19 protein-coding genes and 1 riboswitch are annotated in these 22,978 nt (G+C 70.5%); of the genes, 9 read left to right on the forward strand and 10 right to left on the reverse strand.

Annotated features, from left to right (window positions below; all coding sequences use genetic code 11):
* Positions 1-22: 22 nt before the first annotated feature.
* Genes MTS1_RS00675 through MTS1_RS00700 form a run of 6 tightly spaced genes read right to left on the reverse strand, consistent with a single transcriptional unit; the run spans position 23 to position 6,553 of the window.
* On the reverse strand, positions 23-979 hold the full coding sequence (locus tag MTS1_RS00675; protein WP_023950466.1) for a glycosyltransferase family 2 protein: 957 nt from the start codon (positions 977-979) through the stop codon (positions 23-25).
* Positions 976-2,106: a cysteine desulfurase family protein gene (locus MTS1_RS00680; RefSeq protein ID WP_023950468.1), complete on the reverse strand. Its 1,131-nt coding sequence runs from the start codon at positions 2,104-2,106 to the stop codon at positions 976-978. Before MTS1_RS00680 ends, MTS1_RS00675 begins: the two co-directional genes overlap by 4 nt.
* The gene (gene nadC / locus MTS1_RS00685; RefSeq protein ID WP_023950470.1) at positions 2,106-2,963 is read right to left on the reverse strand and encodes a carboxylating nicotinate-nucleotide diphosphorylase; all 858 of its coding nucleotides are present in this window, start codon (positions 2,961-2,963) and stop codon (positions 2,106-2,108) included. Before nadC ends, MTS1_RS00680 begins: the two co-directional genes overlap by 1 nt.
* Positions 2,963-4,537 (reverse strand): L-aspartate oxidase, encoded by a 1,575-nt coding sequence (gene nadB / locus MTS1_RS00690; RefSeq protein ID WP_023950472.1) that lies wholly within the window; start codon positions 4,535-4,537, stop codon positions 2,963-2,965. Before nadB ends, nadC begins: the two co-directional genes overlap by 1 nt.
* Positions 4,534-5,847 (reverse strand): quinolinate synthase NadA, encoded by a 1,314-nt coding sequence (nadA, locus tag MTS1_RS00695; RefSeq protein ID WP_023950474.1) that lies wholly within the window; start codon positions 5,845-5,847, stop codon positions 4,534-4,536. The genes nadB and nadA overlap by 4 nt, the downstream gene beginning before the upstream one ends.
* A 10-nt stretch (positions 5,848-5,857) precedes the next feature.
* Positions 5,858-6,553, reverse strand: coding sequence for an NUDIX domain-containing protein (locus MTS1_RS00700; RefSeq protein WP_036304565.1), 696 nt, complete (start codon positions 6,551-6,553; stop codon positions 5,858-5,860).
* Positions 6,554-6,662: 109 nt separating this feature from the next.
* On the opposite strand from MTS1_RS00700, the gene MTS1_RS00705 reads away from it, so the two are divergent.
* The 4 genes from MTS1_RS00705 to gcvP all read left to right on the forward strand — a co-directional run bounded on the left by MTS1_RS00705 (position 6,663) and on the right by gcvP (position 12,511).
* A complete protein-coding gene (locus MTS1_RS00705; protein ID WP_023950478.1) occupies positions 6,663-7,835 on the forward strand; it encodes a MarP family serine protease in 1,173 nt (390 codons plus the stop codon).
* Between the two features lie 78 nt (positions 7,836-7,913).
* Positions 7,914-8,005: riboswitch (glycine riboswitch) on the forward strand.
* 140 nt (positions 8,006-8,145) lie between these two features.
* Complete coding sequence (gcvT, locus tag MTS1_RS00710) at positions 8,146-9,258, forward strand: glycine cleavage system aminomethyltransferase GcvT (RefSeq protein ID WP_023950480.1); 1,113 nt, start codon at positions 8,146-8,148, stop codon at positions 9,256-9,258.
* Positions 9,255-9,638, forward strand: coding sequence for a glycine cleavage system protein GcvH (gene gcvH, locus MTS1_RS00715; RefSeq protein WP_023950482.1), 384 nt, complete (start codon positions 9,255-9,257; stop codon positions 9,636-9,638). The genes gcvT and gcvH overlap by 4 nt, the downstream gene beginning before the upstream one ends.
* Entirely contained in the window at positions 9,635-12,511 is a 2,877-nt protein-coding gene (gcvP, locus tag MTS1_RS00720; RefSeq protein ID WP_023950484.1) for an aminomethyl-transferring glycine dehydrogenase, read from the forward strand. Before gcvH ends, gcvP begins: the two co-directional genes overlap by 4 nt.
* Before the next feature lie 98 nt (positions 12,512-12,609).
* Here the strand turns inward: gcvP and MTS1_RS00725 are convergent, their stop codons facing one another.
* The 4 genes from MTS1_RS00725 to MTS1_RS00740 are packed head-to-tail and all read right to left on the reverse strand — an operon-like array spanning position 12,610 to position 16,477.
* Complete coding sequence (locus MTS1_RS00725) at positions 12,610-13,365, reverse strand: CPBP family intramembrane glutamic endopeptidase (protein WP_023950486.1); 756 nt, start codon at positions 13,363-13,365, stop codon at positions 12,610-12,612.
* Positions 13,366-13,404: 39 nt separating this feature from the next.
* A complete protein-coding gene (locus tag MTS1_RS00730) occupies positions 13,405-13,953 on the reverse strand; it encodes an Lrp/AsnC family transcriptional regulator (RefSeq protein WP_023950488.1) in 549 nt (182 codons plus the stop codon).
* The gene (locus MTS1_RS00735; RefSeq protein ID WP_023950490.1) at positions 13,950-15,314 is read right to left on the reverse strand and encodes a M20/M25/M40 family metallo-hydrolase; all 1,365 of its coding nucleotides are present in this window, start codon (positions 15,312-15,314) and stop codon (positions 13,950-13,952) included. The genes MTS1_RS00730 and MTS1_RS00735 overlap by 4 nt, the downstream gene beginning before the upstream one ends.
* 2 nt (positions 15,315-15,316) lie before the next feature.
* Positions 15,317-16,477 carry a Xaa-Pro peptidase family protein gene (locus MTS1_RS00740; protein WP_023950492.1) on the reverse strand — a complete coding sequence of 387 codons (1,161 nt, stop codon included), beginning with the start codon at positions 16,475-16,477 and terminating at the stop codon, positions 15,317-15,319.
* A gap of 374 nt (positions 16,478-16,851) precedes the next feature.
* Between MTS1_RS00740 and MTS1_RS00745 the strand changes: the two genes are divergently transcribed.
* The 5 genes from MTS1_RS00745 (at position 16,852) to MTS1_RS15955 (ending at position 22,735) form a co-directional block, all read left to right on the forward strand.
* Complete coding sequence (locus tag MTS1_RS00745; protein ID WP_023950494.1) at positions 16,852-18,462, forward strand: ABC transporter substrate-binding protein; 1,611 nt, start codon at positions 16,852-16,854, stop codon at positions 18,460-18,462.
* Positions 18,463-18,578: 116 nt separating this feature from the next.
* A complete protein-coding gene (locus MTS1_RS00750) occupies positions 18,579-19,508 on the forward strand; it encodes an ABC transporter permease (RefSeq protein WP_023950495.1) in 930 nt (309 codons plus the stop codon).
* Positions 19,498-20,448 carry an ABC transporter permease gene (locus MTS1_RS00755; protein ID WP_023950496.1) on the forward strand — a complete coding sequence of 317 codons (951 nt, stop codon included), beginning with the start codon at positions 19,498-19,500 and terminating at the stop codon, positions 20,446-20,448. Before MTS1_RS00750 ends, MTS1_RS00755 begins: the two co-directional genes overlap by 11 nt.
* Positions 20,445-22,169 carry an ABC transporter ATP-binding protein gene (locus MTS1_RS00760; RefSeq protein WP_023950497.1) on the forward strand — a complete coding sequence of 575 codons (1,725 nt, stop codon included), beginning with the start codon at positions 20,445-20,447 and terminating at the stop codon, positions 22,167-22,169. Before MTS1_RS00755 ends, MTS1_RS00760 begins: the two co-directional genes overlap by 4 nt.
* Positions 22,170-22,180: 11 nt before the next feature.
* On the forward strand, positions 22,181-22,735 hold the full coding sequence (locus tag MTS1_RS15955; RefSeq protein WP_023950499.1) for a PH domain-containing protein: 555 nt from the start codon (positions 22,181-22,183) through the stop codon (positions 22,733-22,735).
* The last annotated feature ends 243 nt before the right edge of the window (positions 22,736-22,978 follow it).

Here is a 22,978-nt window from a genome sequence, read left to right on the forward strand (position 1 = left end):
CAGCGCGGACGCGCATGATGGATCACCAGAGACGGGCGATGTCCCAGAGGTCCGTCGTCGCCGGGTCGCTCGGGCGGTGGCCCGGCGCCCGCTCGCGGAAGTCGCGGACCAGCTCGCCCACCCGGCGGCGGTACTCGGGATCGGGGTGGGTCGCGGCGATGCGCACGAGCGGCGGGACGTCCATGTCGAGCACGAGGCGCACGCGGGCCGCGGCGGCGTCGCGGGCATCGGCGGAGTCGAGGACGGCGAGGCCCGATCGCAGCGCCTCGAGATAGTCGGTCAGCACCGGCAGTTGCGCGCGGTGCTGGGTGATCGACGATCCGTCGGCGCGTTCGCGCCAGTGCACGACGACGTCGGGGATCACGTCGAAGGCGCGGGCGCGCGTGTACATCTGCTGCGCCACCAGCTGGTCCTCGTACAGCCGGTTCTCGGGGAAGCGCAGGCGGTGACGACGCCAGAACTCGATGCGGCTCGCTTTGGACCACGCGACGATGTTGCCCGAGGCCTCCGGATGGTCCGCGAGGGTCACCCCCGTGCGTGCCGGCTGCGTGGATGCCGCGACCCAGGGCTGCACGGGGCCCGGTACGTAGCCCTCGTCGGTCGGTCGCAGCCGGACGTACGCGCCGGCGACGAAGTCGGAGCCCGATGCGTCGAGCGTGCTGACCCACCGCTGGAGCGCCGAGGCGGTCAGGACGTCGTCGGCGTCGAGGAAGGCGACGAACGGGGTGTCGACGAGATCGAGCCCGGCGTTCCTCGCGGCCCCCAGGCCGACGGGACGGTCGTGTGCACGCACACGGAACCGCTCGTCGGATGCCGCCGCCGCGGCGAAGATGTCGCCGGTCGCGTCGCGCGAACCGTCGTCGATCAGGATCGCGGTCCACTCGACGAGGGTCTGGGCTCGAAGCGACTCCAGGGCCTCCTCGGCATAGGGGGCGACGTCGCGGCCGGGGACGATGACGGTGACGACGGGCGGGCTCACGACCCCGATCGTACTGCCGAGACGGCGTCGGCCACGGCTCCGGCGAGCGCCGACGCATCGGGCGGCGCTGTGCGATCGAAGCTGAATCTGACCGCGGTGCGGGCGTCGTCGGGGTGCATGCCCATCGCGGTCAGGACGTGCGAGGGCTCGTCGCTGCCCGCGGCGCAGGCCGACCCGCTGCTCGTGACGATCCCGCGCCGTTCCAGCTCGAGGAGCACGGCCTCGCCCGAGGTCGCGGCGAACGTGAAGGAGGCGAGGCCGGGAAGCCTCCGATCCGGGTCGCCGGTGACGCGCGCGCCGGAGACGGTGTCGAGCACGCGAGCCGTGAACGCGTCGCGCGCGGCGGTGGCACGCGCAACGGCGTCGTGGCGCTCGCGCTCGGCGAGTTCGAGCGCGACGGCGAGCCCGACCGCCCCCGCGACGTTCTGCGTGCCGGAGCGTCGGCCGCGCTCCTGACCTCCGCCGTGCAGCACGGGTTCGAGCGGAAGCCGGCCGCGCACGCCGAGGACACCGATGCCCTGGGGTGCGCCGATCTTGTGCCCCGCGATGGAGAGGGCCGAGGCGCCGGTGCCGGAGAGCGGCAGCCAGCCGGCGGCCTGGACGGCATCCACGTGCAGCGGCACCGACGGGAGGGCTCGTGCGATCGCGGCGACATCCTGGACGGTGCCGACCTCGTTGTTGGCATAGCCGACGCTCACGACGGCGGTGTCGTCGCGCACGGCCCGCGCGACGGCATCCGGGGTCACGCGCCCTGCGGCGTCGACGGGAAGGACGTCGACCTCGTATCCGTGGATCCGCTCGAGATGACGGCAGACGGCGAGCACCGAGTCGTGCTCCACCGCGGTCGTGACGATGTGGCCGGGGGTGCGCCCTCGGGCCCCGAGCGCGATGCCGGCGATCGCGAGGTTGTTCGCCTCCGTGCCGCCGGAGGTGAAGACGATGTCTCCCGCGCGCATGCCGAGCACCGTCGCGGTGCGGCGGCGGGCGTCCTCGAGCGCCCCAGCTACGTCCTCGCCGACCGTGTGGACGCTCGAGGGATTGCCGAATCGTCCCGTGAGGAACGGGGCCATCGCCTCGAGCACTTCACGGCGCACCGGACCGCCCGCGGCGTGATCGAGGTACAGCATCAGTGCGCGTCGACGATGAGATCGAGGCCGAGGTCGAGGGCGGGTGCGGAATGCGTGAGCGCTCCGACCGAGATGATGTCGACACCGGTCTCGGCGATCGAGTGCACGCTCTCGAGGGAGACTCCGCCCGATGCCTCGACGCTCGCGCGACCGCCGACGAGCGCGACACCGCGGCGCAGGTCATCGAGCGAGAAGTTGTCGAGCATGATCGTGTCGACGCCCGCCGCGAGCACGGGCTCGATCAGGTCGACCCGATCGACCTCCACCTCGACGTGGGTGGTGTGGGGAAGTCGAGCCATCGCCCGCTGCAGCGCTTCGGTCAGTCCGGTGCCGTCGGCGGTGATGACGCCGAGGTGGTTGTCCTTGAGCATGACGGCATCCGAGAGGGAGAACCGGTGGTTGTGGCCGCCGCCGTCCCGGACGGCCTGCCGCTCGAGCGCGCGGAGCCCCGGAGTGGTCTTGCGAGTGTCGGTGATCCGCGCCCGGGTGCCCGCGACCGCGTCGACATAGCGGCGTGTGAGCGTGGCGATCCCGGACATCCGCTGGGCGAGGTTCAGGCCCACCCGTTCGGCGGTCAGCACCGCGCGAGCCGGCCCGCGCACCGTCGCCAGCGTGTCGCCGGGGCGGATGCGCGCACCGTCGGGAACGTCGATGACGACCTCGCACCCCGGGTCGGTGAGTGCGAAGGCGGCCGCGAACACCGACACACCGCTGAGGACGCCGTCGACGCGGGAGACGAGCGCGGCTGTCGCGCGTGCGGAGGCGGGGATGAACGAGCTGCTGGTGAGATCGCCCCAGGGGGCGTCCTCGTCGAGGGCGGGGCCGACGACGGCGGCGATCTGACGGGCGGTGAGCATCATGCGACCTTCTCGGGCAGGACGGCGGACGTGAGGGCGGTGTCGACGAACGGGGCGGCAGATGCGTCGTCGCGACGGTGGTGGGCGCCGAGCGACCGAGGCCGTCCGAGAGCGGCCGCGGTGACCGCGCGGGCCACCAGCAGCAGGTTGGCGTCCTCGTGCTCGCGGCGCGAGCGGGGTGGCGCTGCGGCTTGCGTCCACGCGTCGAGAGCGCCGAGCGCGAGGCCGAGTCCGGCGGCATCGCGCTGCAGGCCGACGTGCTCCCACATCAGCGTCTGCAGTGCCTCGCGGCTGAACGGTTCGCTCGTCGGGGTCCGCCGGGGGGCCGCCGACGCGGCCGCCGGCGTTCGAGTCGACTGCGCACCGCCCGGCCAGACGGGAGCCGTCCGTCGCGCGGCACCGGTGATCGCGTCGGCCGCGCGCGTGCCGAACACGACGGCCTCGAGCAGCGAGTTCGACGCCAGCCGATTGGCTCCGTGCACGCCGGTGCGCGCGACCTCGCCGACCGCGAACAGGCCGTCGAGGTCGGTCCGGCCGTCGAGATCCGTCGCGACGCCGCCCATCAGGTAATGCGCGGCCGGAGTGACGGGAACCGGATGCCGCGACCAGTCCCACCCGCGCGCTCGTACGGCCGCGTCGATCGTCGGGAAGCGGGCCGCCAGGAACGCCGCCGTCGCCGGCGGCGTCTCGCGGAGCCCGGTGGCATCGAGCAGCACCGGCCGCCCCTCCTGACGGGCCATCGCGCTCGCGATCGCGCGCGCCACGACGTCTCGTGGAGCGAGCTCCGCGTCGGGATGCGCCTCGACGCAGAAGCGGTGCGCCCGCTCGTCGACGAGGACGGCGCCCTCGCCGCGTACGGCTTCGGACACCAGCGTCCCGTCCGTCAGCGCGGTGGGGTGGAACTGCACGAACTCCAAGTCCGTGACGGTCGCTCCGGCGCGCAGGGCGAGGGCGACCCCGTCGGCCGTCGCGACGGCTGGATTGGTCGTATGCGCGTACAGCTGGCCCGCCCCGCCGGTGGCGAGGACCACCGCATCCGCCGTCAGCGTCTCGGTGCGTTCACCCGAGAGGACACGCACCCCGCGCACCGCCCCGTCCTCGACCACGAGCTCGGTGACGAACGAATCGGTGCGGATGTCGACGGGTGCTGCGTTCAGCGCCCGGTTCAGCGCCCGCTGGATCGCGTCGCCGGTTGCGTCGCCGCCGGCGTGCAGGATGCGCGGAACCCGGTGGGCTCCCTCGAGTCCGAGGCGCAGCGCTCCGCTGTCGTCGCGATCGAACGCGACCCCGATCGCCTCGAGCGCCCCGACAGCGTCCGGACCCGCGGACGCGAGCACGCGCACGGCGTCGCGCTCGCCGAGGCCCGCCCCGGCGCGCAGAGTGTCGTCGACGTGGGCGAGCACGGAGTCGCCCACGGCGGTCACCGCGGCGATGCCGCCTTGCGCGTAGGCGGTGCTTCCCTCGCCGAGGGACCCCTTCGTGACCAGTACGACCTCGCAGCCGGTGCCGGCCGCTCGCAGGGCGCACATCCCGCCGGCGAGGCCCGAGCCCACGACGACGACCCGGCGGGTCACGGCCGAGCCGCCAGCATCCGTTCGAGCGCGGCGCGCGCGGGAACCGCGACATCGTCGGAGACCTGGATGCGGTTGGGCGTCCGCCCCGCGCGCAGCTCGTCGAGGACCCACGCGAGGTAGCCGGGATGGATCCGGTACATCGTCGAGCACGGGCACACCACGGGGTCGAGGCAGAAGATGCGGTGCTGCGGGTACTGCGCGGCGAGCCGCTGGACCAGGTTGATCTCGGTGCCGACCGCGAAGACCGAGGGCTCGGTCGCGCCGTCGATCGCGCGGCGGATGTACTCCGTCGAGCCCGCCTCGTCTGCGGCGTCCACGACCGGCATCGGGCACTCGGGGTGGACGATGACGCGGACGCCGGGGTGTTCGGCGCGGGCGCGCTCGATCTGATCGACGGTGAAGCGGCGGTGGACCGAGCAGAACCCGTGCCAGAGGATGACCCGTGCGTCTCGCACGGACGCTTCGTCGTTGCCTCCGAGCGGCCGCCGGGGGTTCCACATCGGCATCCGGTCGAGGGCGACCCCCATCGCCTTCGCCGTGTTGCGGCCCAGGTGCTGGTCGGGGAAGAAGAGGACGCGCCGCCCCCGGGCGAATGCCCACTCGAGCACCGTGCGCGCGTTCGACGAGGTGCACACGATGCCGCCGTTGCGGCCGACGAAGCCCTTGATGGCCGCGGACGAGTTCATGTACGTGACCGGGATCACCGGAAGCAGTCCCTCGGCATCGGGCTCGTCGAGGGCGCCGTAGATCTCCGCGAGCTGCTCCCAGCACTCCTCGACCTCGTCGATCGAGGCCATGTCGGCCATCGAGCACCCCGCGGCGAGGTTCGGCAGGATGACGGCCTGCTCGCGCTGCGACAGGAGATCGGCGGTCTCCGCCATGAAATGCACCCCGCAGAAGACGATGGCCTCCGCTTCGGGGTGAGCCTTCGCGGCCTCCGCGAGCTGGAACGAGTCGCCCACGTAGTCGGCATGCCGAACCACCTCCTCCCGCTGGTAGAAGTGCCCCAGCACGACGACGCGGTCGCCGAGGGCGGCCTTCGCGTCGGCGATCCGGTCGTGCAGTTCGGCCTCGTCGGCAGTCCGGTAGTACCCGGGGAGCTCGCCCTGGCGCGGCGCTCCCGCCGGGATGACGTCGCCCATCGACGATCCCGGGCCGTACCCGGGCCGCGTGTCGAAGCTCCAGGGGCCCGCGGCGAGATCGGTGGTGCACGTCTGGGCGGTCGACGCCCCGGCGACGATCGCCTGGATGCCGTGGTCGACACTCGGGTCGATGGGTCGCGGCGACAGCGTGAGCGGAGATGTGGTCATGCGCGTTCCTTCATCGGGGGAGCGGGCCGCGGTCGGCGAGCTCGACATCGTGGTTGTAGCGGTACAGGCGGGCGGGCCGGTGGCTGCCGGTGCGGAACTCGCGTGTCGGGATGAGGGTGCCCGACCCCTCGACCTGACGGCGGAAGTTGGCCGGGTCGAGACGCTTACCGCCGATGGCCTCGTAGACCTCGCGAAGCTCGGCGAGGGTGAACAGATCGGGGAGCAGCCCGTGCGCGATACGGCTGTAACCCACCTTGTTGCGCAGCCGCCACAGCGCGTACTCGATGATGCTGCGGTGGTCGAACGCCAGCTCCGGCAGGTCGGCCGTGTCGAACCAGGCGACGTTCTCGTCCTCGGGAAGCGGTGTCGACGCGACGTCTTCGCGCACGAGCGCCCAATAGACGATCGACACGACCCGCGAGGGGGAGCGTCCGACGTCGCCGAAGACGTAGAGCTGCTCGAGATAGCTCGGGGTCAGCGCCGTCGTCTCGGCGAGGGTCCGGGATGCCGCGGCCTCGAGGTTCTCCGACACGTCGAGCCATCCGCCGGGAAGAGCCCACTGCCCGGCGTGGGGGTCGCGCGTGCGGCGAACGAGGGGGAGGACGACGGACGGGAGATCCTCGCCACCGTGTCGGAGGCTGAAGATGACCGTCGACACGGCGACTCGGATGTCGTCGTGGGCAGCCTCGCCGTTACTTCGTGTCATTGTGACCCTAACTGTTCGCAACGATCTTATAGTCATAGCGACACGAACGGCAAACCGGGGGACTCACAGCGGGAGCACGTACGCTGTCAGCCGTTCCCGAGGAGGTCCTGTGCTGCTGGTCGACGTCATCGTCGTGATCCTCCTCGTCGGCTTCTTCGCCATCGGCGTCACGCGAGGCCTCGTCGCGATCGCGGGATCGCTCGCCGGGCTCGTGATCGGCTCGCTCCTCGCCGTCTGGGCCGTTCCCCTCATCGCGCCCGGTGTCGCCGACTGGGAGTACCGATCGCTCGTGCTCGCGGTGTGCGCCATCGCGATCATCGTCCTGTGCACCGCGCTCGGCACGGCGATCGGGGCCGCCCTGCGCCGCGGGGTCGACCGGGCCAAGCTTCGCGTCCTCGACCGCATCCTCGGGGCCGGTGGTGCGACGATCGCGGGCGGTCTCGTCCTCCTGCTCGGCGCCGGCGCGGTCACGGCGAGCGGCATGCCGCTCGTCGCCACAGCCGTGGCCTCGTCGCGCGTGCTCTCCTTCATCGACGGCCTCACCCCCGACCCGGTCGACACCGCGCTCGCCGAGGTGCGCGGGTTTGTCATCGACGAGGGGATCCCGCGCATCGGCGAGCTGCTGCGCCCCGAGGTGGAGCCGACCGCCCCCGCGGTCGCGCTCGACGACCCCGAGCTGCAGCGTGCCGCGGCATCCGTCGCCCGCATCAGCGGCACCGCCTACGCCTGCGGCGTGTCGATGACCGGTTCGGGCTTCGTCGCCGCCGACGACCTCATCGTGACCAACGCGCACGTCGTGGCGGGCGTCGACACGCCCGTCGTCGAGCTCCCCGGCCGCGACGCGCGCGAGGGGCGCGTCGTCTACTTCGACCCGGTAGACGATCTGGCCGTCATCGCCGTGTCCGATCTGGGGGCGACACCGCTGCCGGTCGTCCCGCCGGTCGCCGCCGGCGCAGCCGTCGCCGTCCAGGGCTATCCGCTCGGTGGCCCGTTCACGAGCGGTGCCGCCTTCGTTCTGTCGGTCGGCTCGGCGCCGGTCCCCGACATCTACGACCAGTCGAGCACGCCCCGCGAGATCTACGCGCTCGATGCCGATGTCAGGCCCGGCAACTCAGGCGGGCCGCTGCTGACCGACGCCGGTGACGTGGCCGGAGTCGTGTTCGCGCGCGGTGCGGATGACGAGCGACGCGGATACGCGATGACGACGACGGAGTTGCTGCCCGTGCTCGCGGGCGTCTCGGCGGATGCTCCCGCCGTGCGCGCCGGGAGCTGCACCCGCTGACCGGCGGGCGGTGCTCACCGCCTGCGCGTTCTCGCGAGCGGTGACGCTATGCTGATCGCGCAACTGAAGACAGGCCGCATGACGCACGCGGGAGAGCCCCGGAGTAATCCGGGCACCGAAGGAGCAAGCCTCCCCGCCAATCTCTCAGGTCCGCGTACCGCGCGCGTCCGGCCGCTCTGGAAAGCGATCCTCTCGGGGATCCGCCGACGGTGAAAGCCGGGTTTTCCCGGTGAAACTCTCAGGCCCAAGACAGAGGGGGAGTTCCGGATGCCGCAGCCGTGGCAGCCGCCCGCCCGCAACGGGAGAACTCATGTCAGATCCCCGCTCCACCGTCCTGCACCATCGTCACGCTGCCCTCGGCGCGTCGTTCACCGACTTCGGCGGCTGGCTCATGCCCGTCCGCTACACGTCCGACCTGGCCGAGCACCACGCCGTGCGCACCGCCGCCGGACTGTTCGACATCTCGCACATGGCCGAGTTCGACGTGACCGGGTCGGTCGCCGGCGAATGCCTCGACGCGGCACTCGCCGGGGCGATCTCGACGATGCGCGTCGGGAAGGCGAAGTACTCGCTCGTCCTCGCCGACGACGGCGGCATCATCGACGACGTCATCGTCTACCGCCTCGGCGGCGAGCGCTTCCTGATCATCGCGAACGCCGGCAACCGCGCGGCGGTGTGGGCCGCGCTGCAGGAACGGGCCGAAGGCTGGGATGCCGAGGTCCGCGATCTCACCGACGACTACGCCCTCCTCGCCGTCCAGGGCCCCGCCGCGCTGGCCGTGCTCGAGGCCACCCCGGGTCTCACGACGCCCGGACTCGCACTCGCGGACACGCGCTACTACGCGTGGACGGCGGGCGAGTTCGCAGGCGAGCCCCTGCTCCTGGCGCGCACCGGGTACACCGGCGAAGACGGGTTCGAGCTGATGATCCCGGCCGGTGCGGCCGAAGCCCTCTGGGACGCCCTGCTCGCGGCCGGGGCGCCGCTCGGGCTCGCCCCCGCGGGACTCGCCTCGCGCGACACGCTTCGGCTCGAGGCCGGGATGCCGCTCTACGGACACGAGCTGTCGCTCGACGTCGCTCCCGCACAGGCGGGCCTCGGCCGCGTGGTCGCCGCCGACAAGGGTGCCTTCGTGGGGCGCGAGGGCCTGGCCGCCCGCGCGTCGACCTCGGCGCCCGTGCTCGTCGGTCTCGTCTCGGAGGGCCGCCGCGCCGGCCGTGCGGGCTACGCCGTCCTCGGCCCCGACGGCGAGCGCGTCGGCGAGGTCACGAGCGGCGCCCTGAGCCCGACCCTCGGGCATCCCATCGCCATGGCTTACGTCGCACCCGATCACACCGCACCGGGTACCGAGCTCGGTCTCGATGTCCGCGGCACCCGCATTCCCGCCACCGTCACCACGCTGCCGTTCTACCGGAGGAAGAAATGACCGATCTCGACGCCCTGAAGTACACCGCCGAGCACGAGTGGGTCGCCCTCTCGGGCACCACCGCGACCGTCGGCATCACCGATTACGCCGCGGAGAAGCTCGGTGACGTCGTGTTCGTCGATCTCCCGGCCGTCGGCACGGCCGTGACCGCCGACACCGTCTGCGGCGAGATCGAGTCGACGAAATCCGTCGGCGAGCTCTACGCCCCGCTCAGCGGAACAGTCGTCGACATCAACGAGGCCGTCGTCGACGATCCCTCGCTCGTCAACGCCGGACCGTTCGGCGACGGCTGGCTCGTTCGCATCGAGATCGAGCCAGCCGATGCCGACGCGCTGCTCGACCGCGCCGCGTACGTCGAGCTCACCGGCGGAGAGCGATGACCTCCGCTTTCGCCGCCCGTCATATCGGCACCGACGGCGCCGCCCAGCAGCGGATGCTCGACGCGCTCGGCTATCCCGACGTCGACGCGCTGCTCGCGCGAGCCGTACCGGCAGCCATTCAGGTGGGTGCGATCTCCGACAGCGTCATCCCGGCGGCGGTGCCCGAGCACGAGGCACTCGCGGAGCTGCGGGCGATGGCGTCGCGCAACCGTCCGGCGCGGTCCATGATCGGCCTCGGGTACTACGACACCTTCACGCCCGCCGTCATCCAGCGCAACGTCCTCGAGAACCCTTCCTGGTACACCGCATATACGCCGTACCAGCCGGAGATCTCGCAGGGCCGTCTGGAGGCGCTCATCAACTTCCAGACGATGGTCACCGACCTGACCGGGCTCGCGACGGCGAACGCGTCGATGCTCGATGAGGCCACGGCCGTCGTCGAGGGCATGCTCGTGGCTCGTCGGGCGTCGAAGTCGCGGAGCAACGTGTTCCTCGTCGACGCCGATGCGCTGCCGCAGACGAAGGCGCTGCTCGGACATCGCGCCGAGGCGCTCGGGATCGAACTGCGCGAGATCGACTTCGCCGACGCCGCCCCGCGCCCGTCCGACGAGCCGGTGTTCGGGGCGTTCGTGCAGTACCCCGGCGCGTCCGGCCGGGTGTGGGACCCCAGCACGGTCATCGGCGAGGTGCAGGCCGCCGGCGGTCTCGTCGTCGTCGCCGCGGATCTGCTCGCGCTGACCCTGCTGCGATCACCCGGTTCGCTCGGTGCGGATGTGGCCGTCGGCACGACGCAGCGTTTCGGCGTACCGATGGGCTTCGGCGGCCCGCACGCCGGGTACATGGCGGTGCGCTCCGGTCTCGAGCGGCAGCTGCCCGGGCGCCTCGTGGGCGTCTCGGTCGACGCCGCGGGCGACCCGGCGTACCGGCTGTCGCTCCAGACTCGCGAGCAGCACATCCGGCGCGAGAAGGCCACGTCGAACATCTGCACCGCGCAGGTGCTGCTCGCCGTGATGGCATCGATGTACGCCGTCTACCACGGGCCGGACGGGCTGCGGGGCATCGCTCAGGCGGCGGCCGGCCACGCGGCGCTGCTCGCCGAGTGGCTGACGGAGGTCGGCGCAGAGGTCGCGCACCGGTACTTCTTCGACACCCTGACCGTCCGGGTCCCGGGTCGGGCCGGCGCGGTAGTCGCGGCCGCGCGCGAGCTCGGCTACCAGCTGTGGCTCCGCGACGGCGACACGGTCGGCGTCTCGGTCGACGAGACGACGACCACGACCGACCTGCACCGGATCGCGCAGGCGTTCGGTGGGCCCGACCAACGCGCGTTCGCCTTCGTCGCCGGCCGGGCGTGGCCGGAGCGGCACGCCCTGCCGGGGCTGCTGCGCGAGGACGAGTACCTCACGCATCCGGTCTTCAACAGCCACCACTCCGAGACGGCGATGATGCGCTACCTCAAGCGCCTCGCCGATCGCGACTACGCGCTCGACCGCGGCATGATCCCGCTCGGGTCGTGCACGATGAAGCTCAATGCCGCGACCGAGATGGCCGCGGTGACCTGGCCGGAGTTCGCACGGGTGCATCCGTTCGCGCCCGCCGACGACGTGCGCGGGTACCTCGACCTCGTCGAGCAGCTCGAGGCCTGGCTCGCCGAGGTCACGGGCTACGACACCGTGTCGCTGCAGCCCAACGCCGGCTCGCAGGGCGAGCTCGCCGGGCTCCTCGCGATCCGCGGCTACCACCGGTCACGCGGCGACGACGACCGCACCGTCTGCCTCATCCCGTCGTCGGCGCACGGCACGAATGCGGCATCCGCCGTGCTCGCCGGGATGCGCGTCGTCGTGGTGGCCTGCGACGAGGCCGGCAACGTCGATCTCGACGACCTGCGCGCCAAGATCGCGCAGCATGCGGAGACCCTGTCGGCCCTCATGATCACCTACCCGTCCACCCACGGCGTCTACGAGCACGAGGTGCTCGCCATCACCGAGGCGGTGCACGCGGCGGGCGGGCAGGTCTACGTCGACGGTGCGAACCTCAATGCGCTGCTCGGCTACGCCCGCTTCGGCGACCTCGGCGGCGACGTCTCGCACCTCAACCTGCACAAGACGTTCGCCATCCCGCACGGCGGCGGCGGACCGGGTGTCGGTCCCGTGGCGGCCAAGGCGCACCTCGCGGCATTCCTGCCGTCGCATCCGTTCGCGCAGCGCGCGGAGCACGCCGGCGGCTTCGTGTTCGAGGGTGGTCCGGTGTCGGCGGCGCCCTACGGTTCGGCGTCCATCCTCCCGATCTCCTGGGCGTACGTGCGCATGCTGGGCGCGCGCGGCCTGCGCGCGGCGACCGGCGCGGCTGTCCTCGCGGCGAACTACGTCGCGGTGCGGCTGCGCGAGCACTACCCGGTGCTCTACGCGGGCGAAGGAGGTCTCGTCGCGCACGAGTGCATCCTGGATCTCCGTCCGCTGCGCGAGCGCACCGGCATCACCGTGGACGACGTCGCGAAGCGACTGATCGACTACGGCTTCCACGCGCCGACGATGTCGTTCCCGGTGGCGGGAACACTCATGGTCGAACCGACGGAGTCGGAGGATCTCGCCGAGATCGACCGTTTCATCGAGGCGATGGTCGCGATCCGCGCCGAGGCCGACCGGGTGGCTGCAGGGGAGTGGCCCGCCGACGACAATCCGCTGGTGCGCGCTCCGCACACGGCTGAGGCGGTCGTGGCGTCGGAGTGGGCGCATGCCTACTCGCGCGAAGAGGCGGTGTATCCCGTGCGGTCCCTCGTCCGCGGAAAGTACTGGCCGCCGGTGCGCCGGATCGACCAGGCCTACGGCGACCGCAACCTCGTGTGCGCCTGCCCGCCGCCGGAGGCCTTCGCCTGAACGGCCGTCCGCTTCGCGAGAGCGCACCGTCCCGTCGAGCACGCACCGTCTAACGTGTGTGCTCGACGGCGGGGTACGTTCTCGATGCCACCAGAGGGTCAGAAGAGTCCGGGCCACCACGCCGCGGCGAGCGGATAGCCGATGAACGCGATGAGGTCGATCACGACGTGCGCGATGACGAGCGGCATCACTCGGCCCCAGCGGTGATAGACCCATCCGAAGACCACGCCCATAGCGATGTTCCCGAAGATCGGACCGACGCCCTGGTACGCGTGATAGGCGCCGCGAAGCGCCGCCGTGGACAGAATGATCGTCCAGGTGCTCCAGCCGAGCCGGCGCAGCCGGTCGAACAGGTAGCCGATGAAGATGACCTCTTCGGTGAGGCCGGCCCGCAGCGCCGCGAGGGCGAGGAGCAGGATGGCCGTCCACCCGCCGTCGAGCGGCGCGGCCCCCACCTGGACGGTGATCCCCAGTGCCCGTCCGAGTGCGTACAGCCCGAGGCCCGGAACACCGATGATGGCGACGAGCAGGATGCCGGTGCCGGCATCCTTTCCGAACAGCCGGAAGTCGAGGCCGATCCGGCGCAGCGCCGAGCGGCCCGGCTCCCAGAGGAAGTAGATCGCCAACGCGACGGGCGCGAGGTTGAAGAGGTTCGAGAAGACCTGCGACACCACCTGCCACGGGTCGACGGTCGCTGCACCGGGATTGAGCGAGGTCGACTGGTCACCGAGGCTCACCGGGCTGGTCACCGCCTCGAGGAACGACAGCACCGAGAAGAACGCCGACCGGCCGACCGAGAGCGCCAGAACGAGGGCGATCTCCCACCACAGCCGGCTCCGTGACACGTGCGTCATTCTTCCTCCCGGGTCGATGTTAAGCCGGGGGACGGCGGCTCATGGGCGGCGGCGTTTGCGCGCGGGGGTCTCGGTCGCCAGGACGTGCTGCAGCGGCTCGGGATCGGCGAGGCGGCCGATGGCGAGCATGGTCTCGACGCGGTCGATGCCCGGGATCGGCCAGACCTGCTCGACGAGCAGGCGCTGCAGATCGGCATGGTCGCGAACACGGAACCGCGCCATCAGGTCGTAACCAGCGGCGAGGACGATGACCTCCGTCATGGCGTCGATCGCCTTCAGCGCGGTCAGCACCGCCGCGGCGTCGGCGTTCCCGGTCAGCCGTAACGGCATCACGACGAGCATCGGATATCCCAGCGCCGCCCAGTCGAGCTCGATCGTGTGCCGGCGGATGACGTGCCCGCGTTCCATCCGCGCGATGCGCTCTGCGACAGCCGGAGCCGACATCCCGACGTCCGCCGCGATGCTGCGCATCGACGCACGGGCGTCCTCGTGCAGGCGATGCAGGATCCGCCGATCGACGTCGTCGATCTCGAGGACCTCGCGCTCGGGTTCGAGCAGCGAGCGCAGGTGCGCTGGATCGGTCGTCATGCCCCTCCCCGGGGTGTGTCGGCGAAGCCGCTGCGTTCGAGCTCTCGGAGGACGTCGAGGGTGAACTGGACGTGGTCGAGGAAGTCTTCGACGTAGCCGTGCTCATCGTAGCCGTGCATGTTCCCGGCCGGTCGCAGGGTACCGGTGGGGGAGATGATGGGGGCTCCGAGGTACTCGAGGAACAGGGCGCCGGGACCCGCTCCCGTCATCACGTCGTAGACGACCGCGTCGGCGCCGAAGGCATGCCCGGCGGCGCGCACGACGGCCTCGCCGAAGGTGGACTCGACCGGAGAGTACGCGGGCGCGAGGGCGCGGATGACGGATACCGAGATGTCCGGATGCCGTGCGGCGAGGTGGGCGCGGACGGCATCCACCACGCGCTCCGGCTGCATCCCGGGGACGAGCCCGAAGCGCACGCGTGCGGACGCCGACGCCGGAATGCTCTGCCGCACGCCCTCGTCGAGGTCGAACCCGGAGAGACTCACCGACGGCTCGAAGACGAACCGCGTCGAGAGCTCCGCGTCCGTCCCCGGCAGATAGGGCGACACGCCGTCACGCGCGATCGAGGGTCCGGGCAGGGTGATGTCCGCCGTGCGGCGACGTGCGCGCTCGTCGGGGACGAGAGCCTCATCCCGCACACCGGCGACGGCGATCCGGCCGTCGTCGGTGCGCATCGACGAGATCGCCGCCATCAGCTCGAGCGGTGCGGAGCGCAGGATCGAGGAGTACGACGGATGCTGCGCCGCGGCGAGGATGTCGAGCGACAGCTCGATCTCGAGCGAGCCCCGGCATCCGAACCCGACGGCGGGGCGCCCGTCTTCCTCGCGGAGGTAGCTCTCCCACAGGCACGCGTCGGCGCGCAGCTCGGCCGCGTGCGCGGCGAGGACCGCGTCCAGGCCCGGGCTGCCGATCTCCTCGCACGGGTCCGCGAGGTAGATGACGCCGAACGGAGTCCGCCCGTCGTGGTCCTCGATCCAGAGGCGGAGCGAGGCGAGACGGCCCGCCACGTCGGCCTTGTCGTCGCACGCGCCGCGCGCGTACATCGCACCGTCCCGGATCTCGGCGGCGTACGGCGGCGAGGTCCAGCGCGACGGATCGCCCTCGGGCTGAACGTCGTAGTGGTTGTACAGCAGCAGCGACGCATCGCTCGCTCCGGCTCGGAAACCGACCACGACGGGACCATAACCGGGGATGTCGTAGCGCACGACGCGGTCCATCAGCGGCGCGAGGCGCTCCTCGATCCAGTCGGCGGCCGCTGCGATCGCGTCGAGGCGACCGGCGACTGTCGGGAACCGGCACAGTTCCCGCCAGCTCGCGACGATCTCGTCGGCGCGGTCGTCGATCCGGGCGTCGCGCGCCATCCTCACTTGCCCCGGGGCAGCGAGACGGGCACGAGGTCGTAGGGGTAGTCCGAGATGAGCTCGTAGCCGTCCTCGGTCACCAGCACGATGTCCTCGAGGCGAACGCCTCCGAAGCCCTGGCGGTAGCAGCCCGGCTCGATGGCGATGACGTCACCGGCCACGAGGACGGCATCGTTCTGGTTGAGGCTCGGCGGTTCGTGCACCTCGAGCCCCACGCCGTGTCCGAGCGAGTGGAAGTACCCCTCGTCGAGCACCTCGCCCGGCTTCTTCGTCAGCTGGGTCGGCTGGCCGGCGGCCTCGATGGGCTCGCACGAGATGCGGTGCAGCTCCGCCACCGGCAGTCCCGGACGGATCGCCGCGAGCGTCGCGTCGAACGACTTCTTGACGATGTCGTAGTAGAAGGCGAGCTCGTCGTCGATGTCGCCCTTGACGAAGGTCCGGGTCATGTCCGAATTACCGCCCGAGGCGATGTCGCGCGGGCAGATGTCGACCGTGACCGGCTCACCTTCGAAGATCTGACCCGATCCGGCGTGGTGCCCGATGCACGTCTGGGCGCCATGGGCGACGATCATGCCCGCGTCTTCGCAGCCGTTGCGGAGGAAGACCGACCGGATGCGGTCCTTGAGGTCCTCGCAGGTCAGGGGTGCGCCGTCGAGCAGAAGACCGCCGTCGGCGTCGACGGTGGCGCGGTGCATGGCATCGGCGACGAGCGAGACGCCCGCCTCAGCGGCGACTTGCGCGCGGCGGATGCCGGCGAGCTCGTGCGGAGTCTTCACGCGACGGCGCTGCACGAACAGGTCGCGGTCCACGCGGACCTCCACCCCGTTGGCGCGCAGGTGGTCGGCCACCTCGAGGGGGAAGGTGGGCGGCACTGCGGCGTGTGTCACGCCGAGCTTGCGGCAGGCGGCGACGAGAGTGGAGAGCTCCGCGAGGTCGGGGTCCTGGCCGGCGGCGCGGAAGTCGTCGAAGCCGAGCTCGTCGAGGGGGAACACGGTCATACCCGGCACATCGCGCATGCGCGCCGCCTCGAGCGACTTGATGGCCACGTGCGGCGCGCCGTCGACCTCGATGTAGAGGAACGGGTCGTGCACGTCGTGGGGGATGACGTGGCGCATGTCGGCGGCCAGCGTGCTCGCGTAGATGAGGATGGCGTCGTCCACCACAGCGGCTCTCCTTCGGTCGTGGGCTCCGGTGGGATCCGGAACGACTCGACCTTACATCAGCGAGGTGATCACGCCCGCGGACCTTCCTATCGAAAGCGTGGGTGGGCTCTCGTGGGTGAAGTGGAAGGTGTGCGCGGATGGTTGCGATCGGACGCCCGGCATCCCGGTTGACGCACCGCGCAGAGGCCGAGGCTCACCCGGTGCACGATGACAACCCCACGGGCGCGATTGTTGCCGACATGTAACGGTTTGGGCCTGGATGCGGTCACAGGGCGGGAGCGCGCTTATCGTCGGGGGTATATCCCGTGCTCCGGACACCGGTGTGTCCTTGCCGCCGTCGACCGTGAGCGCGTACCCGTCACCCAGGAGGAAACATGTCGAGACGACGTTGGGGAGTCGGCGCTATCGCGCTGGTGTCCGCCGTCACGCTCACGCTGGCCGGTTGCTCGGCCGGCGGCGACAGCAACACGGGCGGGGGCTCCAACGCCTCCGCGATCATCACCACGAACGGCACCGAGCCGCAGAACCCGCTGCTGACCTTCGGCACCACCGAGACCGGCGGCGGCCGCATCCTCACCTCGATCTACGCGGGCCTGGTCAGCTACAAGGCTGACGGCACGATCGAGAACGAGGTCGCTTCCTCGATCGAGAGCGATGACAACGTCGTCTGGACGATCACCGTCGCCGACGGATGGAAGTTCACCAACGGTGAAGAGATCACCGCTCAGACGTTCGTCGACACCTGGACCGCCGGTGCTCAGGATGAGAACGGCGCGTACTGGTTCTACACGATCGAGGGCGCGTCCGACGACGGCAGCACCGCACCCACCGGCCTCGCGGTCGTCGACGACATGACCTTCACGGTCACGCTCAAGGCTCCCGACGCGGACTTCCCGCTGCGCCTCGGCTACACGGCTTACATGCCGCTGCCGTCCGTCGCCTTCGAGGACCTCGAGGCGTTCGGCGAGAACCCCGTCGGCAACGGCCCGTACATGCTCGACGGCGAGGGCGCATGGCGCCACAACGAGGGCATCGACCTCGTTCCGAACCCCGACTACAAGGGTGTGCGCGAGGTCGAGAACGACGGTCTGAACATCGTCTTCTACACCTCTCTCGAGTCGGCCTACGCCGACGCGCAGGGCGGCAACCTCGACGTGCTCGACACCGTGCCCGACACTGCGTTCGCGACCTACGAGACGGACTTCCCGGAGCGTTCGGTCAACCAGCCCGCTGCGATCTACCAGGGCTTCAACATCCCCTTCTACCTGCCGAACTTCGGCAACGACGAAGAGGGTCAGCTGCGTCGTGCGGCGATCTCGATGGCGATCAACCGCGAGGAGATCACCGACACGATCTTCCAGGGCACCCGCACGCCGGCCACCGACTTCACGTCGCCGGTCGTCGAGGGCTGGAGCGACGACCTGCCCGGGTCCGAGGTCCTCGAGTACAACCCGGAAGAGGCGAAGGCGAAGTGGGCCGAGGCCGAGGCGATCAGCCCGTACGCCGGACCGTTCACCATCACGTACAACTCCGACGGCGGCCACCAGGCCTGGGTGGATGCTGTCGCGAACAGCATCGCCAACACGCTCGGCATCGAGGCGGTCGGTTCGCCGCAGCCGACCTTCGCCGCTGCGCTCGACCTGCGCACGAGCGGCACCCTCACCGGTGCCACCCGCGCCGGATGGCAGGCGGACTACCCGTCGCAGGGTAACTTCCTGTCGGCGCAGTACAGCACCGGCGCCAGCTCGAACTACGAGGGCTACACCAACCCCGAGTTCGACCAGCTGCTGACGCAGGCCGCATCGGCTCCGTCCATCGAGGACGCGGCCGGCCTGTACGAGCAGGCACAGGAGATCCTGATGCGCGATCTGCCCAGCGTTCCGCTGTGGTACCAGAACGCCGTCGGTGTCTGGGGCGAGGGCGTCGACAACGTCGTCTTCGGCTGGGACTCGGTGCCGCTCTACAACCAGGTCACCAAGGGCTGAGTTCGGCTCCAGGCGATCATCGAGTACGGTGTCCGGGGCGCGTTCGCGTCCCGGACACCGTGCTGACCGGGGCCTCTCGCCCTCACTACCCGAACCCATTTAGGAACTATTCGTCGATGCTCTGGTTCATCGGTCGGCGGCTGCTTCAGCTGATCCCCGTCTTCTTCGGGGCGACCCTTCTCATCTACGCCCTCGTCTTCCTCTTGCCGGGAGACCCGATCGCCGCCCTGTACGGCGAGCGTCAGCCGTCTCCCGCCGTCATCGAGGCGGTGAGGGCGCAGTACAACCTCGACAAGCCGTTCATCGTGCAGTACTTCCTGTACATCGGGGCGCTGCTGCAGGGTGACTGGGGCACGACGTTCTCGGGCCGGCCCGTCATCGACGTCATGGCTCAGGCGTTCCCGATCACGCTGCGGCTGGCGGTCCTCGCCCTCGCGATCGAAGCGTTCTTCGGCATCGTCGTCGGTCTCATCGCCGGCCTGCGCAAGGGCAAGCTCTTCGACGCCACCGCCCTGGTCGTCAGCCTGCTCCTCATCTCCGTGCCGACCTTCGTCATCGGCTTCGTCCTGCAGTACATCCTCGGCATCCAGCTCGGGTGGTTCAGAACCACGGTCAGTGCAGGTGCGCCCTGGAACGAGCTCCTCCTGCCGGCGATCGTGCTCGCGACGGTGTCGTTCGCGTACATCGTCCGCCTCACCCGTTCCTCCGTCGCGGAGAACCTCTCAGCCGACTTCGTACGCACGGCGACGGCCAAGGGCCTCAGCCGCCGTCGGGTCGTCACGGTGCACGTCCTGCGCAACTCCCTCGTCCCGGTGGTGACCTATCTGGGCGTGGATCTCGGATCGCTGATGGTCGGCGCGATCGTGACCGAGAGCATCTTCAATATCAACGGCGTCGGCGGCACGATCTATCGCGCCATCACGATCGGTGAGGGACCCACGGTCGTGTCCTTCGTCGCCATCATGGTCATCATCATCATGCTGGCGAACCTGCTCGTCGATCTCCTGTACGCCTGGCTCGACCCGAGGATCCGCTATGCCAAGTAATCTCCGCCGGAATCAGGAACACTTCGTCGCTCCCGAGGAGGAGACGCCGCTCCAGGCCATCGACGCCGTCTCGACCGATGACAAGCCGCGCACGGTCTGGAGCGACGCGTGGCAGTCGATGCGCCGCCGGCCCATGTTCTGGGTCTCCGCCGTGCTCATCGTGCTGATCCTCGTCGTCGCGATGTTCCCCGGGCTCTTCTCGCCCGTGTCGCCGACCGCGAACTGTCAGCTGGCCGACAGCAACGCCGGACCGCGTGCCGGACACATCTTCGGATTCACGCGCCAGGGCTGCGATGTCTACGCCCGCGTGATCTACGGCACGCAGTCGTCGGTCATGGTCGGCTTCATCGCGACGCTCATGGTGACGATCTTCGGCTCGATCGTCGGCGCCCTCGCCGGCTATTACGGCGGCATCCTCGACGCGATCCTGTCGCGCGTGGCGGACATCTTCTTCGCCATCCCGACCGTGCTCGGCGCCATCGTCTTCATGTCGGTCGTGCCCGACCGGACGCCGCTCGTCGTCGCCCTCGTGATCGCCGTCTTCGCGTGGCCGCAGATCGCTCGCATCATGCGCGGCGCGGTCCTGACGGCGAAGCAGGCCGACTACGTCGTGGCGTCCATCGCGCTCGGCGTCTCGCGCTGGCGCGTGCTGCTGCGCCATGTGCTGCCGAACGCGATCGCGCCCGTCATCGCCGTGGCCACGGTGTCGCTCGGAACGTTCATCGTCGCCGAGGCGACCCTGTCGTTCCTCGGCATCGGTCTGCCCGGCACGGTGATGAGCTGGGGCAACGACATCAATTCCGCGCGCCAGTCGCTCACCACGAGCCCCATGGTGCTGATCTACCCCGCCGCCGCCCTGTCGGTGACGGTCCTGTCCTTCCTCATGCTGGGTGACGTCGTGCGCGATGCCCTCGACCCGAAGGAGCGTGCGCGCCGATGAGCGACACCACGTCCTCGGATGCCACGCCGCTGCTGGACATCCGCAACCTCCACGTCGGGTTCCAGACGAAGGCCGGACTCGTCCCGGCCGTCCGTGGCGTCGACCTGACGATCTATCCGCGCCAGTCGGTCGCGATCGTCGGCGAGTCCGGCTCCGGTAAGTCCACGACGGCGCAGGCGATCATCCGTCTGCTGCCGGGCACCGGGCGCATCACCGGCGGCCAGATCATGTTCGAGGGCCGGGACCTCGCGGCACTGTCGAACCGCGAGCTGCAGGCCGTGCGCGGAGCGCAGATCGGCTATGTCCCGCAGGATCCCATGTCGAACCTCAACCCGGTTCTGACCGTCGGGTTCCAGGTGCGCGAGGCCGTCCGCTCGAACCGCAGCGCGACCGGTCGCGCCGCGGTCCGCGATCGTGCCGTCGAGGTTCTCACCGAGGCGGGGCTGCCCGACGCCGCCGACCGGATGCGGCAGTACCCGCACCAGTTCTCCGGCGGTATGCGTCAGCGTGCCCTCATCGGAATCGGTCTGTCCGCGCGCCCGAAGCTCCTGATCGCCGATGAGCCGACGTCGGCCCTGGACGTCACCGTGCAGCGCCAGATCCTCGACCACCTGGGCACGCTCACCACCGACTTCGGCACCTCGGTGCTGTTCATCACCCACGACCTCGGTCTGGCAGCCGAGCGGGCCGAGCACCTGGTCGTGATGTACCGCGGTCGCGTGGTCGAGTCGGGTCCGTCGCAGGAGATCCTCGCCGATCCCAAGCACCCCTATACGAAGCGACTCGTGTCCGCGGCCCCGAGCCTCGCCTCGCGTCGCATCCAGGCGGTGCGCCACCACGAGGACGTCGACGTCTTCGGCGCGGGGGAGCAGTTCCTCGCCCGCGCCGAGGAGCGCGAGGCCGAGGCGGAGGCGGTCGCTGCGCGCAGCGATTTCATCGACATCCGCAACGCGCGACGTGTTTACAAGGTGCGCACCGGCGGCCTCTCGTCCAAGCAGATCGTCGCGGTCGACGACGTCAGCATCCAGGTGGCGAAGGGAACGACGACCGCGATCGTCGGAGAGTCGGGGTCGGGTAAGTCCACGCTCGCCAAGCTCTTCCTGCAGCTGGAGCAGCTGACGTCGGGCGAGATCCACTTCGACGGCAAGAAGCTCGGCGGGCTCAGCCGCGCCGAGGAGCTCGCTTTCCGCCGCCGGGTCCAGCCGGTCTTCCAGGACCCCTACGGCACCCTCGACCCGCAGTACAGTGTCGGCGACACGATCGCCGAGCCCATGCGGGTGCACAAGTTCGGCACCCAGAAGGAGCGGTCGGCGCGGGTACGCGAGCTGCTCGACCAGGTGTCGCTCCCGGCAGCGGCGAAGGACCGCTATCCGAGCGAGCTCTCGGGCGGTCAGCGTCAGCGCGTCGCTATCGCGCGCGCCCTCGCGCTCAAGCCCGACGTGCTCGTCCTCGACGAGGCGGTCTCGGCCCTCGATGTGCTGGTGCAGGGGCAGATCCTGAACCTGCTGACGGAGCTGCAGACGGAGCTCGACCTGACCTATCTGTTCATCACCCATGACCTCGCGGTCGTGCGTCTCGTGGCCGATAACGTCTCGGTCATGCGACGGGGTCGCCTGGTCGAATCGGCGACGACCGACGAGGTCTTCGACCGCTCGACCGAGGAATACACGCGCGAACTGCTCGCGGCCATCCCCGGCGCCGGATTCCAGTTCGGCGTCTGAGCCTCCGCAGTATGCGCAAGACCTACCGGCCGGCGTCGGCGACCATCGCGGTCGCCGGCGCCGGCCTGCTCGGCGTCTTCCTCCTCGGCGACGCGTTCGTCCGGGGCGGCGTCGTGCAGGGACTGCTGCTGGCCCCCTGGGTCCTCTTGGCGGTGTGGATCATCTACACGCTGCTCTACGCGCCGTTCATCGCGACCGACGAGAGCGCGATCGTCATAGCGAATCCGCTCAGGGTCACGCGTGTGCCCTGGCCGTCGGTCGCCGACATCCGATTGCGCTGGCAGGTCACCGTCGACACCGTCGATGGCCGCTCCATCTCCGCCTTCGGCGGTCCGTCACCCAGCCGGCCGTCCCGTGTCGGCCGTGGTGCCTGGTCCAGCGTCCGCGAAGAAGCGGAGCGGATGCCGACCGCCGTCCGCGAGCTCGAGGAGATCCGCTCGGCCTGGGAGGAGCACGCGCCCGAATCGCCGGACGACGCGATCACCGCCATGTGGAACCGCACGGTCCTGATGCCGCTCGCCGTCATCGTGCTGTGGGCGGCTGTCGCCGTCGCTTTCGGCGGCTGAACCCGATCCCGCGCTGCATCATCTGCCGGTGTGCGGGTTCCGGACTGCCTATGTGCTCAGCCGGCCTGCGGCGCGGTGAGCAAGGCGTACGCCGATCGCGGCATGCGTAGGACACATTTTGCTAACGAACTCGTTTCGCGCAACACGTTGGAAACGAACGCACGCAAGGGTAGTTCTCATCTGAGCTCGGCGACCCGGTCACCGAGCGGGGAACGGAAAGGTCTTCCGTCGCCCGGATCATCA

It is taken from the genome of Microbacterium sp. TS-1 (assembly GCF_000509385.1).
GTDB lineage: Bacteria > Actinomycetota > Actinomycetes > Actinomycetales > Microbacteriaceae > Microbacterium > Microbacterium arborescens.